Source organism: Dasania marina DSM 21967, from assembly GCF_000373485.1.
In the GTDB taxonomy this organism is placed as follows: domain Bacteria; phylum Pseudomonadota; class Gammaproteobacteria; order Pseudomonadales; family Dasaniaceae; genus Dasania; species Dasania marina.
Genome location: NZ_KB891585.1, coordinates 214877 through 230452, shown reverse-complemented (window position 1 = coordinate 230452; position 15576 = coordinate 214877). Strand labels below are relative to the sequence as shown.

Sequence of the window (15576 nt, the reverse complement as noted above, 5' to 3'; positions counted from 1 at the left end):
CTTAGAAACCGTACAATAGCAATGTAATTGGTCTTTTTACAAGGTTTGAAACTTCATCACAGCCTGCTTATCAGCATGACTAACGCTTGTCTATGCGCTTTACTAAAAGTGGACGTCACTTTAAAGGTAGTTATAAATTAGCAGGCCGCCAAATAGTACGACCATTAACATAACCATGGAGCTGGTTTTCCATTTTCCGGTTAGCCAACCGTTTTCTGTGGCGGCACTGCGGGTAGCGTCAATAAGTTCCGCGCTTGCTTTCATGGCCATGCTTTGTACTGAGGTTTCAGCCCTGTGTAAACCTTGCTGTATTTGTAACCACAGCTTAGGGGCTAAGCGCCGATACAGCCACTCCACATCGATATTGCTTGAGACTAATTCTGGTGGGTATATACCTAAGCGTTTTAACCAAACAAAAGCCAGCGCAGAGAAAAACAATAATTGTAATTGGGTTAAAACATGGTGGCTGGTGTAAGGCTTGTACTCCATGCTGAAAGGCAATAGCTCATAAAAGGTTTGTGGGAAAATGCCTATGCCTATGCACATGGCGGCGGCTAGCGCCATGGCGACTAGCATGCTTTTTGGCGGGTCCTGTGTGCGTATGCCGCTGTCGTGGCCAAAAAAGGCGAAGAACGGAATTTTTATGCCGGCATGATGGAATACACCGGCGGAGGCGAACAAGAGTATTAGCCAAATAATGGTTTGTTGCTCGGCAAGCACCGCGCTTAATATCATCGCCTTACTGACAAAGCCGCTGAACAAAGGGAAGGCAGAAATAGCGGCGGCACCAATAATACAAAAGACAGTGGTGTAAGGCATGGTTTTATAAAGGCCGCCCAGTTCGGAGCCTTTTACTGTACCTACGCGATACAGCACAGCGCCCATTGCCATCATTAACAGGCTTTTAAAAACCACATTATTGACGGCATGGGCCACAGCACCATTAACGGCTAATTCAGTGCCTATGCCTATGCCGCACACCATAAACCCCAGCTGATTGATAGTGCTGTAGGACAGTACGCGCCGCAAATCATTTTCAATCACAGCATAAAAAATTGGGAATATAGCCATTGCAGCGCCTACGTAAATAAGCAGATCTGCACCGGCAAAGGCTCTTGCCAAGGTGTAAACGGCAACGATAGTGGTAAAAGCACTGATGTATACGGTGCCTGTAGCCGTCGATTGTGGGTAGGCATCGGTTAAGGCGTTGTGAAAGGGAGGGAACCCACATTTAATACCGAAGGCAACAAGAATTAACCAAGCGCTTATTTGCGGTGAATGTGGATGCTCCACGGCAAACAGCGCCATGGCGGAGAATACACTAGAGCCGGTTTCGTTAATAAAAAGCAGCGTTCCAATTAATAACAATACGCCGGATAATAGCTGAATAATAAGGTAGCGTATGCCTGAGCTTATAGCCGCTTCTGTTCTGCTGGCCATTACCAAGTAGGTGGAACTAATGGCTATTATCTCCCAAAAGATAAACAGGCTGATTAAGTCACCGGAAAAAATAGCCCCTATTGCACTACCTACGTAAATCATGGCCGTACAGTGTTGAGATTTATCATTAAGATGCAGTGAGAAAAAGGCAAAAATAAAAGCGGCTATATGAAATATATAAGAAAATAGCAGGCTTAGTTTATCGACGCGATAGAGCGATAGCGGCTGACCCAAGAGGATTAGCTGTAAGCCTGCATTATCTTGCAATAATTCACCTGATTGAAAATAAAGTAACAGCAAACCTAATAACGGGGTGGCGAGCAAAACCGCACTGCGCAAGTGTTTTCCAGCGAAGGGGATGATCAGCGCTGCCAGATAGAATAGAATAAAAGGTGGCCAGTTAATGTCTGTCATAGCTTTTTATCGTAGTAATCTTCTGGTCGCATCACTAGCTTGCGTAAGCCCTTGGCGGCTATTACTAAAATCACACAGGCCGTAAAACCATAGATGCCATAAAACCCCCACGAGCTTTGCCATGTACTGCCATCGTCTGCGGCTTCCTCTGATGGCAAGAGCAGTGGGATAAAGTCCGCCAAAATAAGCAGCGCACAGATCATATAAAAAAACTTTAACCACTTTTCTAAGCTTGGCGTATCTGTATTTTTCATAGGGGCTTTCCTATTAGTACTGTCAGTAAGTTGGTAATGCTGTCAGGGTAAAAAAACAGATAAAAACACGCACTTACGCTTATGGCAATGGCAATTAAACAGCTTACAGGTGCTTCTTTCACCGCGGGTTTTTGAGCAGGCATTTCTTTTGCTGCTGGCGTAATGAAGGCGTGAATAGAGATAGGCAATAAATACGCGACACTCAGTAGCGAAGCAATAGCTAAAACAATAACAAAAAGCCATTGTTCGAAGGCTAAACTGCCTTGCAGTAATAGCCACTTACTCCAAAGCCCACCAAAGGGGGGGAAGCCGATAATGCTCAGGCTGGCCAAGAAAAATGCCATCATAGTGAATGGCATCTGCCGACCTAGCCCATGCATTTCGCTAACTTTTTGTTTGCCACTGGCTACTAGAATTGCGCCCGCACAAAAAAATAAGGTGATTTTTCCAAAGGCGTGGGTTACTAAGTGTAGGCCTGCCCCGACAATCCCCCAGGCATTGGCCAGCAGTGCGCCCACTATGATGTAGCTGAGTTGGCTTATCGTTGAATAGGCTAAGCGCAATTTAAGATTGTCTTGACGACAGGCCATTAGCGCGCCCCAGAAGACCGTGCCTGCTGCGATATAAATTAACCACTGGGTGATGCTTAATTGGTTTAATAAATCCGGACCAAATATATAGACGGATATTTTCAAAATAGTAAAAACACCGGCTTTGACCACCGCTACTGCATGTAACAATGCACTTACGGGTGTAGGTGCTACCATGGCAGCAGGTAACCATTGGTGTAAGGGTAAGAGCGCGGCCTTAGTGACGCCAAACATATAAAGCACAAATAGCACACACAAACTTGTCGATGATGCTTTGCCGGTAAGTATTCCCCCCGCCTTAAAATCCAGGGTCCCCGCAAGTGACCAGGTCCATATTATCGCCGGCAATAACAAGGCAATAGATCCCCCCATTAAAAAGCCTAAATAAAGTCGTCCCGCCCGTTTTGCCTTGGCATTGCCCTTATGGGTAATTAGGGGGAAGGTGCTTAGGGTTAGTAGTTCGTAAAAAATAAACAGGGAAAACATATTTGCCGATAGGGCAATGCCCATAGTGCTGGCAATAGCGAGTGCGATAAAAAAATAAAACCGGGTTTGATGCTGTTCATTAAGGCCACGCATATAACCAATAGAGTAGCAAGCCGTTACCAGCCACAAAAAAGACGCCAAGCCTGCAAATAGCAGCCCCAATGGCTCTACATTCAATGCCAGCGCAATGCCTGGTATAGGTTCTGCCAAAATCAAGTTAAGTGAATTGGCACGGTGGTTCTCTAGCAGCGGGTATAAAGAGGCGACACAGAATATTAATACGATAGCAGAGACTACGGTACAGGCCTCTCGCAGATTGGCCTGTTTATTACTGGCTGCTATTAACAAAGCCGCTGCCACAGGCACAATCACGGGTAACAATAATAAATATTGCGGCGCTACGATTGAGATAAGCATTGCGTGGAGGCTTATGTACGAATTCATTAACCCCCTCCAAGTAATAATTTCGCAGCTTGGGCACTGGTGTCAGTGATAACTGCGCTATGTATACCGAAATAAATACATGCGGCTGCCAGAAAGCAAAGAGGTAGTAATTGAGGCAAAGGCACTTCCTGCACTTGGGCCATGTTTTTATTGGCAGCATGGAAATAAACTGCTTCTACCACTTTCCATACGTAGGCTAATGCCAGCAGGGTGGCAATAATCACTATCGGTAAAACAAACCACCAGCCCGCGTCTACAACAGCCCAAATTAAATACCACTTTGAAATAAATCCAACCGTTAAAGGGGCGCCCACTAAGCTCAAACCAGAGATTATAAAAACGGCCATGGTATAGGGCATGCGCTGCCCAATACCACCAAGATCAGATAGCTTTAGGTTTTCGCTGCTGGCTTGCGGTGTTTTTTTAATAGCGCGCAGCTGCTGAGATAGGCAGCCAATAGCCATAAACAGCGTGGCTGCGGTGAGGGCATGATTAAATGCATAAATCAAGCTCGCTTGCAGCCCCAGTGGTGATAGTAAGCATATGCCAAGAACCATATAGCCAATACTGGCAACACTGGCATAGACCATTATCGACTTAACTTCGATTTGATAAATAGCCACGATCGAGCCCAGCAGTATGGCTAGCAAACTTAGTGGCACTAGCAGATGTGAAACCGACATTGACTCAAATGAAAATTCGAAGGGGAAAATGTCAAAGCAAAAACGAATTAACACATAAAATGATACCTTGCTGGAAACGGCTGCGAGGAAGACGGTAATAGTAGTTGGCGCAAAACGATAGGCATTGGGTAGCCATACATGCAATGGGAATAGCGCCATTTTCAAAGCTATACCCGCTATGATAAAAGCAAACGCCATCTGGGTGGCTGCACTCTCTTCTAGCGCTGCCAAACGGCTGGCAAGATCCAACATGTTTAGTGTTCCCGTTTGTAGATACAACAAGCCTATGCCAATTAATAAAAAGGTGGCACCCAACGAGCCCATAATAAAGTATCGGAAAGCCGCTAGCAGCGCTGCACGATGTTGCCCGCTAGCTATAAGCGCATAGGATGACAAAGCAGAAATTTCGTAGAACACAAATAAATTGAAAACATCAGCTGTGCTAACTATGCCCAAAAAGCCAGTGAGCATCAGCAGTAATGCGGTATAAAACTGGGGGATTTTATGGCGGGCAATTTCACTTTCGACATTGTTTCGGGAAAAACAGGCCGTGGCTAAACTGACGAAGGAAACAATGATTAGTAGTAAGGAGCTGAGTGCATCAATACGGTACTCAATGCCCCAGGGTGGCTCCCATCCACCGAAGGCGTAGGACATAGGCCCGAGCTGCTGACATGAAGACCATAATAAGCCGCTGCAAATTACAGTGACGAGACAGGCTAAGACGCTGATTCGCCACACCCAAACGGGTTGTCTTACAATTAAGCAAAGCGGGGCGGTGAAGAGTGGAACAATCACCAAGAGAGGAATCAATTGCTCTCTCATTTAGGTTCGCGCTCGCCTGAGGTAGGGGGCAGGTCACAAACATCAGCGTCATTACCCTGGGGCGTGTGCTCCTCTCTTTGCTCAGCCTTATTAATAGAATCCTCTTCGAGGCTGCCATAGGCATCGAAGATGCGTACCGCAATTGCTAGCCCTAAAGCCATTGTAGCAACGGCTACCACAATCGCGGTTAAAACGATAACTTGCGGCAGCGGGTTTGAATAGAGGGTGAGGCCCTCTTGAAAAATAGGGATTGTTCCACCCTCTACTTTCCCCATGGCGATAAACAGTAGAAATACCGAGGTTTGAAAAATAGAAAGCCCTGCCACTTTCTTGATGATATTGCCCGAGGCGATTACCACATAGAGACCCGTCATCATCAGTAGGATGACGGCCCAATAGTGAAATAAATAAAACTGTGCACTCATGGGCCCACCCGTCTTGCAAAGTTTAAAAATAGTATAAGCATTACAGAAACAACGGTTAGGCATACACCAAGTTCAATCAGCCATATACCTATGTGCTGCCCCGTTATAGCATTGCTATGCAGGGCGTTATAATCCAAATAATCGCCCCCCATTAATTGGCAGACAATGCCTGTGCCGGCAAAAACCAATACACCAGTGGCTGCTGTTATTTGTAAGAAGATGGGGGGGGTAACGGCACGTGCTTTTTTTAAGCCGAATACCAGCGCGTGAAGGAAAAAAGCCGATGCGATTAATGCGCCTGCCTGAAACCCGCCACCTGGGCTTATTTCGCCATGAAATTGAATATAAAAACCAAACATAAGAATGATGGGAGTCATCAGTTTAACAATAACACGCAAGATCATATGAAATTTTAACGGCGCTACATCACCGGGTTCTTCTAAGTTTTTACCATCATCACCATGGTAGCCCAATAGCAGTAGTACACCTACCGCCGCACAAAATATCACGGTAATTTCTCCCAAGGTGTCGTATCCGCGATAACTCGCTAAAATAGAACTCACCATATTACTGATACCAATTTCGCTAGGTGAGTCCGCTATGTAGCGGGGGGCAACGTGCTGATGGGGCATTGCTGTGACATCGCCATAGAGTGGTAACTCCATAGTGCCATAGAGCATAGCTGCGCCTACAAAAAAGACCACTAACAACGCCAGCACCGGGCGGCCTTTAGAGCAGAGCTCTTTCCGTGTCGTTGCTGCTACAGCAGCAATTAACAGCACAGAGGAAACCCCCGCACCGATAACGGTTTCTGTCATTGCCACATCGGCGGCGTCCATCAATACAAATAGCGTTGCCAACAACAAACTATAAATCCCAAACAGCATGGACACCGCCAGCAGATCATTCTGCTGCGCGATAAAAATCACTGTCAATAGCAAAAAGACGAGAATGCATAGCGTTATTAAATATTCTATGGGGCGTCCTCCCTTTTGGTTTTATTATTTTGGGAGTGATGCAGGGGCTCAGTATTGTTATGCGTAGATATTTTTGGCTTTATACCAGCCTCTATAGCTGCGCGGGCTAGTGCATAGATCGATGTAGGCCCTGTGAACAATAGAAATAGCAGTATCAATGCTAGTTTAAAAAAAACAGCATCGCTACCGTTGTAAAAAATAAGACCGACAATAATACAAATAGCACCGAAAGTGGTGGCAACACTGCTGGCGTGTATGCGAGTAAATAAATCAGGGAAACGCAGCATACCAATGGCTGAAATCAGCACCAAAACACTGCCCAGAATAAGAAAGCCACCGCTTAGGTAAAGGGCTATAGATGTCATAGGTCTACCTCTTTATGGCTACCTGAACCAAAACTAAAAAAACGAAGTAATGCGATATTGCCAACAAAATTTATTAGGGCATAGATTAAGGCTATATCCAATAATTCATGCCGTCCCGATATAAAAGTATAGGCAGCAATTAGCAGAACAGCGTTGCTCCCAAAAACATTAACAGCCAAAATTCTGTCATAGAGACTAGGGCCGAGTGTTGCTCTAATAAGAACCAATAGCATCGCCAAAATTAATACTAAAACAACTGCGATAAGCATTAGCTTAAGCCTTCAAGTCGTGTGACCCGTTTATCCATTTCACCTTGCTGTAGCTCATTAAGCGCTTCGCGAGTTAAAGTATGAACATGGATATAATTTTTCCCTACCGAAATGCTAAGGGTGCCAGGTGTCAACGTGATGGAGTTGGCGTAGGTGGCCAACCCTAAGGGGCTTTTTTGCGTGGTCTTTAATTTTCCTGCGGCAGGCGTAATTATTGAATCAGTATTGCAATCGTTATCAGTTGATGCACCGTTACGATAAAAAAGATCCCTGAGGATTAACCAGCCAACATGAAAGCTTGCCTGCACAATTTTTATTAACAACCAAAACCAAAATGGGAATACGCGCAGGCCTAAATGAGCAGGGTGGCCCTCCCAGTCCAAAACGTTTAACCGAATGGCAGCCCATACAACAAGCAGACTGCTGGCTAGGCCAAGGGTTAGGTGCAGGGTGTTATACTGACCAGATAATAATAGCCAGAATATGAATAGCCCTGAGCCTAGTGTCAGGCGATAAAATCGAGGTGTATCTGGCAGTTTTCTTTTCATAACGCCAACCTATATGCTAGAGACCTTGACGAACAGTTATGGATTAACACGGCTAATCCAACCCCATCTTCAGTTAAAGCGGCTAACTTTTACTAAAGCTGTATTGCTATCCCCTAGGGAACCATAGAGGCCGGCGCAAGGCTGCCTCTATAACGATATAGAGAGTTAATTAATTCTCCACGCTGGGTTTGACGACAAGAATATCGGTGCGCAGATTATGCAGCACTTTTTCTGCTAAATTCCCATGTAACAAACTTCTTAGGCCAGCTCTTTCGGCACAGCCCATAATTACTAGGTCGGCTTTCAGTTCATTTGCCAAATGTGGAATAGTTTTTCTTGGTGGGCCTGCGATAACATGGGTTATTACGTCAGTCATGTGAAGCTTTGCTAACAGTGCATGCAATTGTTTTTCAGCCTCTGGTTTTCTTTTCTTTTCCCATTTAGCCTGTTCAATAACTTCAAGTTCAAGTAAAGGCTCGGGTATGGGAATACAGTAAACAACATGCACTTGACTGTTACTGGCATCGGCCCAAATTTTTCCCCACTTTAATTCAGCTTGGTTTCTGTCTAACTGCTCTGGGTCATCGCTGGGTAAACCAATGGTGACAAGCACATTGGGCAGGCTTTTCCATTTGTTATCTGAAGCGATAAAGACCGGGCAATGAACGCTGCGTATTAACTCCCAATCAGTAGGGCTGTGAAACAGGTTTTCAGAGCGATGCCCTGTTTTAAGAACAATATCGGTCTCGCCGTCATTGCAATGCTGGATAATCCATTGGGCCATATTGTCCGTGGGCACAACTTGGCTGGAGACCGGTGCCTTATCCGTAAACACGCGGCGCAGGAGATTATCAAAGTTATTAGTTTCTGTTTGTAGGGTTGAGTGGTCGGTTCGTCCTTCGATGAACTTAATTGCCTCAATATTGACGCTAAGCAATCCTGCGATATGTTTAGCCCGCTCCAGCGAGAAGGTTGCATTTTGAGGCTGGTCAGCCACTACCATCATGTTTGTACTCATTCGGGCCACCTTACTACTAATTCAATAAAACACATGGCGCACAAATACACTGCTGCCTATACACAGTATGGACATAGAGTTTGAACCTCGCCAAATTGAGAGCGTGTAATATCTAAAAGTTCTAAATAGTGATTTCTTAATTAGGGACAGGGTAGGGAGCAACTAACACAGGGCCTCTCAGTTACTCTTGTAGAGCAAGTTCCCCCTGTGCTGGAGCACGCTTTTACCATCGCCATAGACCTTGCTGGTTTTAAACTGATGGAGCTCGCCAATACCAAGGCCAAGCGGGCGGCTATTGATGCTGAGAGCGTAATAAATTTTTAAAGTACCTTTAACGGCAAATAAATGGCAAACAGGTATTGGTGGGGCTGGTATTGCCTGTGTAGGCAGACTACTAGGCAGTAACGCCATAAGGAACTGTTGGGCAGTACATCCAATTGCCTTATCTGAATGGACGTTTGCATAAACGTGCTAAACAATAATCACTTTAAGGGCCTGTTGTAGCGCCTAATTTTACACATAATGGTTAATAATTTTGATGGCGGTTTCGGATATTAAGTGACAATTAAGATTTAGTCCGGCCTGTTTGACGAGGCCCCTCGACGCTATGGGCTGAGGGCGGCCCAGGGCAATATGTATCTCGCGCGGTACCGTGCCCTTGGCGAAGCGCTATGCCGCAATGGCAGGGGCAGGGGCAGGGGCAGAAATTCTTGCTGATCTGATATGATCTAGACCAGACCGGGTGAACAGGGCAAATGGTTCGCTAGCGCAAAGGCACTCGAGCTATATGATCTGGCATTAGAATTAGCCAACCAGAGTTCCAGTGATTCGAGAATCCAGACCACGGCGAGAGAATGTGTTCGCAAGCTTTGTAGGCGGGAGTGCGACACGGCTGGCGCCATTTTGAACTGATGAATTCAAGGGAAACACCGCGCGCATGGGACAACTACGGGACCATCCGCACGTCTTTTCTGCTCCTGCACGTTTGGATAGACGACCTTCGTAACTCCTGCCTGATGTGCTGCATGTAGAACATTCCGATGTGGCTCCAAGTTGCCGCGAGACAGAGTCGCGCTAATCATACTGATCGATGGTTAAGTCAGAGCCATCCAAAAGAAATACCGTGAATTTAGTAGGATACGCAGTCTATTCATTGCTTGCTCTCCAGGTGGGCTCATCAAACTTACGCCCACGGTGTAGAGATTTATGGACGTTTACGAGGGAAAATCCCTAGTACCCCAAGGTGAGACCATTAGGTATTATGAAAAGAGCGGGGTATTGACAGAGCCGTTAAGAAGTATTGGCGGCCTGGTATGTATTTGGAAGATCAGGTAGGTAATATAAGGTTTATTCGTCGCTGTCGTGAGCTTGGTTTTTCCTTAAGCGAAATTAGTGGCTTATTAAGCCTAGTAACTGCAGGGGGAAGAGCTGTGAGCAAATTCAAGAGCTAACAGTAACGCACTTAAACGACGTGCAAGAAAAGATTCAGGATTTAAAAAAATGGAGCGAACGCTCAAAACCATGATTACACAATGTGATAGTAATGCAGCGCCATCTTGCCTTTTATAACAGCGTTTTTTACCTAGTGTTATCGCGGCCACGAGGGCATTAATTCCCTATAAAAATACTGATGTTAAATTCTACTATTCATTACATGTTTGCTAGCAATCGATTATGAGGCGGTGGCAGTTCAAGCCTGAGCTATTGCCCATACATGTCCTATTTTGATGTTCTTAACTTCAAGCCAACAGACTCAATATTATTGCCTTTAATTTCCCTCACAATAAGTTTAACCGGCCCCAGCTTGGCATTGTCGCCAAGCACAGGTTTGCCATGAAACTTTTTGAGTAGATAATCTTTAACGGTTAACTCCGCATTAGCTGCATCCACTTCGAAACCATAAGCCTGAGCAATTTCCGATAACTTGGCGTCTGGGTGCAACACAAACTCACCAAAAAAGCGGCCGCCTTCATTAAAAGAAACATGTGCGGGTGGTGCGAATACGCTACCTAATGCGGCTCTGGCGCTACTGGTCGCCAGAATGATGACTTGGTCGTCGCACATAAGCCTGCGCTGGTCTATATCGTGCAGTAGTACCCCCCGATGAATGACGCCTACCATCTGGCTGCCTTCTGTTACTGGCAAACGCTTCACTCTGATACCGTCCGCACGACTACCTGCTAACACGGGATAAACCAATAGCTCTTTGTCTTGTTCGTGCTTGATGGTGAGATGCAAACACTCAGCAGCCTTGGCTGTTGGCGGTAAATCTATACCCAGCCATCTAGCCATAGGTGCGATGGTCCAGCCTTGTAGTACCAGTGAAATAAGCACCACAAAGAACACCAGGTCAAAATACATACGGCTGTGCTCTAGCCCGGCTAACGAAGGGAACACCGCTAAAATAATCGGTACCGCTCCACGTAACCCACACCAACCAATAAAGACTTGTTCACGCCACGGGAAATGAAAGGGTAGCAAGGACACCAACACAGCCAATGGCCTTGCTATAAAAATTAGTACAAAGGCGATAGCAACGGCGGGGATAACCATCGGTAAAAGATTACTGGGAGTGACTAGCAAACCCAGCATCAAAAACATGCCAATCTGGCTTAGCGAGGAGACACCATCGTGAAACCGGTGAATATCATTGCTGTAAGGTAAGGGCGTATTGCCAATCATAACGCCGACAATAAATATCGCCAAAAATCCACTGCCGCCCCACATGGTTGTTACACCAAAGAGCGTAATGGCACCGGCTAAAGCTAACAGCGGGTACGACGATGAAGGCAGCGCTAATTTTTTTAATAATTGAACAAGTAGATAACCGCCGGTAAAACCAACAGCCAAGCCCAAACCCATCTGTAGAAAAAGCTCATTAACAACAGTCCAGCCTTCATTGCCAGCACCCTGAACCTGCAAGAGCTGCACCAGCGTAATGGTAAGGAAGATAGCCATGGGATCATTCGAGCCCGATTCAATCTCAAGGGTTGCGCCAGTACGTTCTTTTAACTCAAAACCGGCATTCCTAAGTAGCCCAAACACGGCAGCAGCATCCGTAGAGCCGACGATAGCGCCTATCAAAAGCGCCTCTTGCCAGGGTAGCCCAAGCACCCGATAGGCAGCGTAGCCGGTAATGCCTGCAGTAATCAGCACCCCAACTGTAGCGAGGGATAGGGCGGGCTTTAGGCTGACCCGAAAAGTGGCTTTTTGCGTGCCCAAGCCACCATCAAAGATGATTATAGCCAGCGCTATATTGCCCAACAGAAAGGCCAAGCTAAAATCGTCAAACTTGAATCCCCCAGGGCCTTCTTCGCCTACCAGCATCCCGATGACTAAAAACACCAATAGAATAGGGGCACCAACACGGCGTGTTAACACACTGGCAACGACACAAAGCAACGCGAGGCTAGCTGCGCCAAAAATGTATTGGTACATTAATTCTATAGTCATGATTCTTCCTAAGCCGCTACACGCTGTATGATCAGGCTACCGTGATTTGATCTAGGCGCTGATGGTGTTAACTGTTGACCTTATTCTCTGGCCTATAAAACTGGATAGACCGACCATAACTAGCAGCAGTCTCAGCAATTAAATTCAAGCCATTGATAAATAAGGTTTTTATCATAACATCTAAACGCCTAAATATGACTAATATCTCTACGCCAATTTACCGATTTACAGATAAATATCAATTGATGCGGTTAAATATAAGCATTATCCACTCAGTAACCTTAGTAAGGAACACGGATCAGCTTGCATTATCATCAGCCAAACAAGCCCCCTTAATGTAATACCGTGTAAGGCACCCATGTTAGGTAATGTCTGAAAATCTAGGGGGGAGGGTTGATACGAGGTAAAAGAAAGAAGGGAGTGAGGGAAAGTTACTGCAGAGTAATTACTCTGTATATATTCTTGTTGCTGTTAGAGGATCTGATTAAAAAGGTATTTATTTTTTATTTGTAGTCGATTTAACGATGAGGTAAACCACAAACCAAATAAATAACCCAAGAAAAGCATAACCTAGCACAGCTCCAATCTGATCACAGAGCTCTTGGTTAGAGCAGCCCATCCCTATTGGTATATTCATAGATACTCCACGTTGGTATATCACAGCGAGTAAAAATAACAGAACGGCACTCTGTCATTTAAACGTTAAACTCGACGTGCCGTAAGTTCAAGATCACTACTTATTTCGGCAGCAAGTTAGCGCGCTACACAGCAAAGCAGTGGCTAGCTTTAGTTATCCTCGCGCGCCTGTGATGTAAGCGGCCGTCAAGGCATGTATCGGCGTTTCGAACAAATGCTGGCATTGGCCAAATTCAATCAGCTGGCCGACCCGCTCAGTCATCCAAAAAAAGCCGGCATAATTAGCCACGCGCCGTGCTTGCGCCAAGTTGTGGGTGACGATGACCACGGTATAACGCCCGCGCAAGCGCAAAATTAATTCTTCCACCACCGCAGAAGCAATAGGGTCGAGTGCACTGCAGGGCTCGTCCATCAGCAGAATTTCCGGCTCCAGCACCAATGCGCGAGCAATGCACAACCGCTGTTGCTGGCCACCAGACAAAGCCATGGCGGAGGAGTGCAAACGATCGAAGACTTCATCCCAAAGGCCCACGTCTTTCAGCGCGTGTTCTATCTTATGTTGCCGCAGCTTACGGTCGCGCACACCGTGCTCTTTTAGCGGTATCTCTAGGTTGCGCCAAATGGATAATGGAAACGGATTGGGTTTTTGAAAAATCATGCCGATGCGGCGTCTGAGTTTGAGTGTATCCACGGGGTCGTGCAGCAGGTCCTGGCCGTCGAACAAAATCTTGCCGCTGACATGCGCATCCACATGATGGTCGGTGAGTCGGTTCAGGGTGGAGAGAAAGCTGGTCTTGCCACAACCGGAGGGGCCAATTAATGCGGTGATGCAGCCCTTGTAAATATCTAGGGATACTTGTGAGAGTACAGTTTTGGCAGCGTAACTCACGCTAAGATCCTGTATCTGCAAATGAGGCTCGGGCACACAACAGGGTGTGCCTTGTTCTATTTCGCCCAAGGTATAGATGCTTTCTTTTAGTCTACTTATATTTGTACCAGTCATATTAGTACCAGTCATATTAATACCCGTCATGCTATTACCAGCCTGCGCTTAAACCAGCTGTCTACTAAACTTTGTGCCAAGGTGTTGAGCACAATAATGAGTGTTACTAGTACTAACGCCGAAGCGTAGGCTGCGCCGTCGCCGCCGGTGACATTCATCGACAAATCATAGATATGCACCGCCAGTGCCCGGCCCGAATCCAGTAACGATCCCGGCATGCGGTCAACATAACCACTGGTGAATAAAAGCGCCGCCGTTTCGGCTGTGGCTCGGCCGATACTCAAAATCAAGCCGGCGACAATAGCTGGGCGTGCAGCTGGCAACAGTATGTGCCAAATGGCAGTGCTGCGCGTCATCCCCAAGGCCAAAGCACCGCGTCGCCAATCGTTGCTGACTGTGCGCAAGCCAACTTCGCAGGTGCGTACAAATACCGGCAATATCATGCAAGCTTGGGTCAAGCCACCGGACAATAGTGAAAAGCCCAACCCTAAGTAAATGCTGAAAAAAGCGTTGCCAAATAAGCCGTAAACAATAGAGGGCACGCCAGCCAAAATATCTAGGGTGATACCGGTGCTGTTGGCAAAGCGGCTATTACTGCTGGCAAATTCTGATAGCCAAATGGCAACACCCAAACCCAAGGGTAGGGCGACAGTGAGTGCAATCAATAATAGCCATAAGGTAGACACCAAAATTGGCGCTATGCCACCGCCACGGCCAGCATCGGTAGGCGCATCAAACAGAAACTGCCAACTAAAATGGGTAGCGCCTTGCAGTACCACATCGCTCAGCACCCACAGCAGTGCGGACACCACCAGCAGGGCGCAGACCAATAACAGCCAGCTAAATAGTCGCTCAGCCATATTGTTTCGCCCCTTTGCTAACACGATGAGCGAACCAAGACAGCAGCCAAACCAGTACCGTTAGCAACAGACCAGACGCAAATAGGCTAGCGCGATGATCGCCCATAGCATAGGCCATCTCCAGCGCTATATTGGCCGTTAGCACACGCACCGGTTCAAACAAGCCGGACGGGTTTTGTACTACATTGCCGGCCACCATCAGCACCGCTAAGGTTTCACCCAGTGCGCGCGCCGTGGCAAGCAGTACGCCGCTGCTAATCCCGGCACTAGCAGCGGGCAGGATAATATGCAGAATCTGGGTGTTGCGGCGCAGCCCCAGCGCCATACTGCCAGCCAACAACTCTCTAGGTACACTGGTCAAGGCGGACGCACTGGTGAGGGCAATGGTTGGAAGTATCATTAACGTCAACACCAGTATCGCCGCCAGCAGCGAAGCCCCTGGTGGTTGCCAACTGGTAATTAGCGGTACCAAGCGCGTCAAGCCCCACAAACCGAACACTACTGAGGGTATACCCGCTAACACATTTAATAGCAGGCGAAAGCTTTGAGCCCAGCGCGGCGGTGCATAAAATTGCAGAAAAATAGCGCTGCCCAAACCCAGCGGCAAGGCTAAAACAACTGCCCCCACCGTTACCGCCAGCGACGACAGTATCATCGGTGCCATGCCGAACTGGCCTTCCAAGGGATACCAACTCTGGCCGTAAAACAGTTGAAGCCATGACCCATCCCGCCAGCGGTTGGCAAAAAATGGCCAAGACTCGTTGAGCAAAAACAGAATAATGAGCGCCAACAGCAGCGCTGTTGCGCTGGCCAAAATCAATAGCAAGACATTGAGTCGTCTATCGATCTGGTTATGGGTGCTGTTGTTAAACATGGATTGGTCGGC

General features: G+C 46.9%; 15 protein-coding genes. 1 reads left to right on the top strand and 14 read right to left on the bottom strand.

Going from position 1 to position 15576, the window contains the following annotated elements; all coding sequences use genetic code 11:
• Nucleotides 1-120 precede the first annotated feature (120 nt).
• The 10 genes from B067_RS0110615 to B067_RS0110570 all read right to left on the bottom strand — a co-directional run bounded on the left by B067_RS0110615 (nt 121) and on the right by B067_RS0110570 (nt 8738).
• Nucleotides 121-1854: a Na(+)/H(+) antiporter subunit D gene (locus B067_RS0110615; RefSeq protein WP_019530065.1), complete on the bottom strand. Its 1734-nt coding sequence runs from the start codon at nt 1852-1854 to the stop codon at nt 121-123.
• Entirely contained in the window at nt 1851-2108 is a 258-nt protein-coding gene (locus tag B067_RS0110610) for a hypothetical protein (RefSeq protein ID WP_019530064.1), read from the bottom strand. The genes B067_RS0110615 and B067_RS0110610 overlap by 4 nt, the downstream gene beginning before the upstream one ends.
• Nucleotides 2105-3601: a proton-conducting transporter transmembrane domain-containing protein gene (locus B067_RS0110605; protein ID WP_019530063.1), complete on the bottom strand. Its 1497-nt coding sequence runs from the start codon at nt 3599-3601 to the stop codon at nt 2105-2107. Before B067_RS0110605 ends, B067_RS0110610 begins: the two co-directional genes overlap by 4 nt.
• A 26-nt stretch (nt 3602-3627) precedes the next feature.
• The gene (locus B067_RS0110600) at nt 3628-4968 is read right to left on the bottom strand and encodes a monovalent cation/H+ antiporter subunit D family protein (protein WP_019530062.1); all 1341 of its coding nucleotides are present in this window, start codon (nt 4966-4968) and stop codon (nt 3628-3630) included.
• Nucleotides 4969-5132: 164 nt separating this feature from the next.
• Entirely contained in the window at nt 5133-5561 is a 429-nt protein-coding gene (locus tag B067_RS0110595; protein ID WP_019530061.1) for a cation:proton antiporter subunit C, read from the bottom strand.
• Nucleotides 5558-6526, bottom strand: a complete 969-nt coding sequence (locus tag B067_RS0110590; protein ID WP_083921407.1) for a Na(+)/H(+) antiporter subunit B — start codon at nt 6524-6526, stop codon at nt 5558-5560. The genes B067_RS0110595 and B067_RS0110590 overlap by 4 nt, the downstream gene beginning before the upstream one ends.
• Before the next feature lie 8 nt (nt 6527-6534).
• The gene (mnhG, locus tag B067_RS20230; protein WP_019530059.1) at nt 6535-6903 is read right to left on the bottom strand and encodes a monovalent cation/H(+) antiporter subunit G; all 369 of its coding nucleotides are present in this window, start codon (nt 6901-6903) and stop codon (nt 6535-6537) included.
• On the bottom strand, nt 6900-7172 hold the full coding sequence (locus B067_RS0110580; RefSeq protein WP_019530058.1) for an MrpF/PhaF family protein: 273 nt from the start codon (nt 7170-7172) through the stop codon (nt 6900-6902). Before B067_RS0110580 ends, mnhG begins: the two co-directional genes overlap by 4 nt.
• Nucleotides 7172-7720: a Na+/H+ antiporter subunit E gene (locus B067_RS0110575; RefSeq protein ID WP_019530057.1), complete on the bottom strand. Its 549-nt coding sequence runs from the start codon at nt 7718-7720 to the stop codon at nt 7172-7174. Before B067_RS0110575 ends, B067_RS0110580 begins: the two co-directional genes overlap by 1 nt.
• Before the next feature lie 169 nt (nt 7721-7889).
• Nucleotides 7890-8738: a universal stress protein gene (locus B067_RS0110570; protein WP_019530056.1), complete on the bottom strand. Its 849-nt coding sequence runs from the start codon at nt 8736-8738 to the stop codon at nt 7890-7892.
• Between the two features lie 1313 nt (nt 8739-10051).
• Between B067_RS0110570 and B067_RS22350 the strand changes: the two genes are divergently transcribed.
• Complete coding sequence (locus B067_RS22350; protein WP_083921406.1) at nt 10052-10189, top strand: MerR family DNA-binding protein; 138 nt, start codon at nt 10052-10054, stop codon at nt 10187-10189.
• A 268-nt stretch (nt 10190-10457) separates the two neighbouring features.
• On the opposite strand, the gene B067_RS0110560 is transcribed toward B067_RS22350, so the two are convergent.
• The 4 genes from B067_RS0110560 to pstC form a co-directional block, all read right to left on the bottom strand.
• The gene (locus tag B067_RS0110560) at nt 10458-12191 is read right to left on the bottom strand and encodes a potassium/proton antiporter (RefSeq protein WP_019530054.1); all 1734 of its coding nucleotides are present in this window, start codon (nt 12189-12191) and stop codon (nt 10458-10460) included.
• A gap of 790 nt (nt 12192-12981) precedes the next feature.
• The gene (locus B067_RS0110555; protein WP_205619966.1) at nt 12982-13716 is read right to left on the bottom strand and encodes a phosphate ABC transporter ATP-binding protein; all 735 of its coding nucleotides are present in this window, start codon (nt 13714-13716) and stop codon (nt 12982-12984) included.
• A 140-nt stretch (nt 13717-13856) separates the two neighbouring features.
• A complete protein-coding gene (gene pstA, locus B067_RS0110550; protein WP_019530052.1) occupies nt 13857-14690 on the bottom strand; it encodes a phosphate ABC transporter permease PstA in 834 nt (277 codons plus the stop codon).
• The gene (gene pstC / locus B067_RS0110545) at nt 14683-15564 is read right to left on the bottom strand and encodes a phosphate ABC transporter permease subunit PstC (RefSeq protein WP_019530051.1); all 882 of its coding nucleotides are present in this window, start codon (nt 15562-15564) and stop codon (nt 14683-14685) included. Before pstC ends, pstA begins: the two co-directional genes overlap by 8 nt.
• Between the last annotated feature and the right edge of the window lie 12 nt (nt 15565-15576).

What these genes read in the sequence shown, in the direction of transcription:
- B067_RS0110605 (WP_019530063.1), bottom strand. Translation starts at nt 3,601, where the DNA reads ATGCTTATCTCAATCGTAGCGCCGCAATATTTATTATTGTTACCCGTG.
- B067_RS0110570 (WP_019530056.1), bottom strand. Translation starts at nt 8,738, where the DNA reads ATGAGTACAAACATGATGGTAGTGGCTGACCAGCCTCAAAATGCAACC.
- B067_RS22350 (WP_083921406.1), top strand. Translation starts at nt 10,052, where the DNA reads ATGTATTTGGAAGATCAGGTAGGTAATATAAGGTTTATTCGTCGCTGT.
- B067_RS0110615 (WP_019530065.1), bottom strand. Translation starts at nt 1,854, where the DNA reads ATGACAGACATTAACTGGCCACCTTTTATTCTATTCTATCTGGCAGCG.
- B067_RS0110580 (WP_019530058.1), bottom strand. Translation starts at nt 7,172, where the DNA reads ATGCTTATCGCAGTTGTTTTAGTATTAATTTTGGCGATGCTATTGGTT.
- B067_RS0110560 (WP_019530054.1), bottom strand. Translation starts at nt 12,191, where the DNA reads ATGACTATAGAATTAATGTACCAATACATTTTTGGCGCAGCTAGCCTC.
- B067_RS0110595 (WP_019530061.1), bottom strand. Translation starts at nt 5,561, where the DNA reads ATGAGTGCACAGTTTTATTTATTTCACTATTGGGCCGTCATCCTACTG.
- pstC (WP_019530051.1), bottom strand. Translation starts at nt 15,564, where the DNA reads ATGTTTAACAACAGCACCCATAACCAGATCGATAGACGACTCAATGTC.
- B067_RS0110610 (WP_019530064.1), bottom strand. Translation starts at nt 2,108, where the DNA reads ATGAAAAATACAGATACGCCAAGCTTAGAAAAGTGGTTAAAGTTTTTT.
- B067_RS0110600 (WP_019530062.1), bottom strand. Translation starts at nt 4,968, where the DNA reads ATGTCCTACGCCTTCGGTGGATGGGAGCCACCCTGGGGCATTGAGTAC.
- B067_RS0110575 (WP_019530057.1), bottom strand. Translation starts at nt 7,720, where the DNA reads ATGAAAAGAAAACTGCCAGATACACCTCGATTTTATCGCCTGACACTA.
- pstA (WP_019530052.1), bottom strand. Translation starts at nt 14,690, where the DNA reads ATGGCTGAGCGACTATTTAGCTGGCTGTTATTGGTCTGCGCCCTGCTG.
- mnhG (WP_019530059.1), bottom strand. Translation starts at nt 6,903, where the DNA reads ATGACATCTATAGCCCTTTACCTAAGCGGTGGCTTTCTTATTCTGGGC.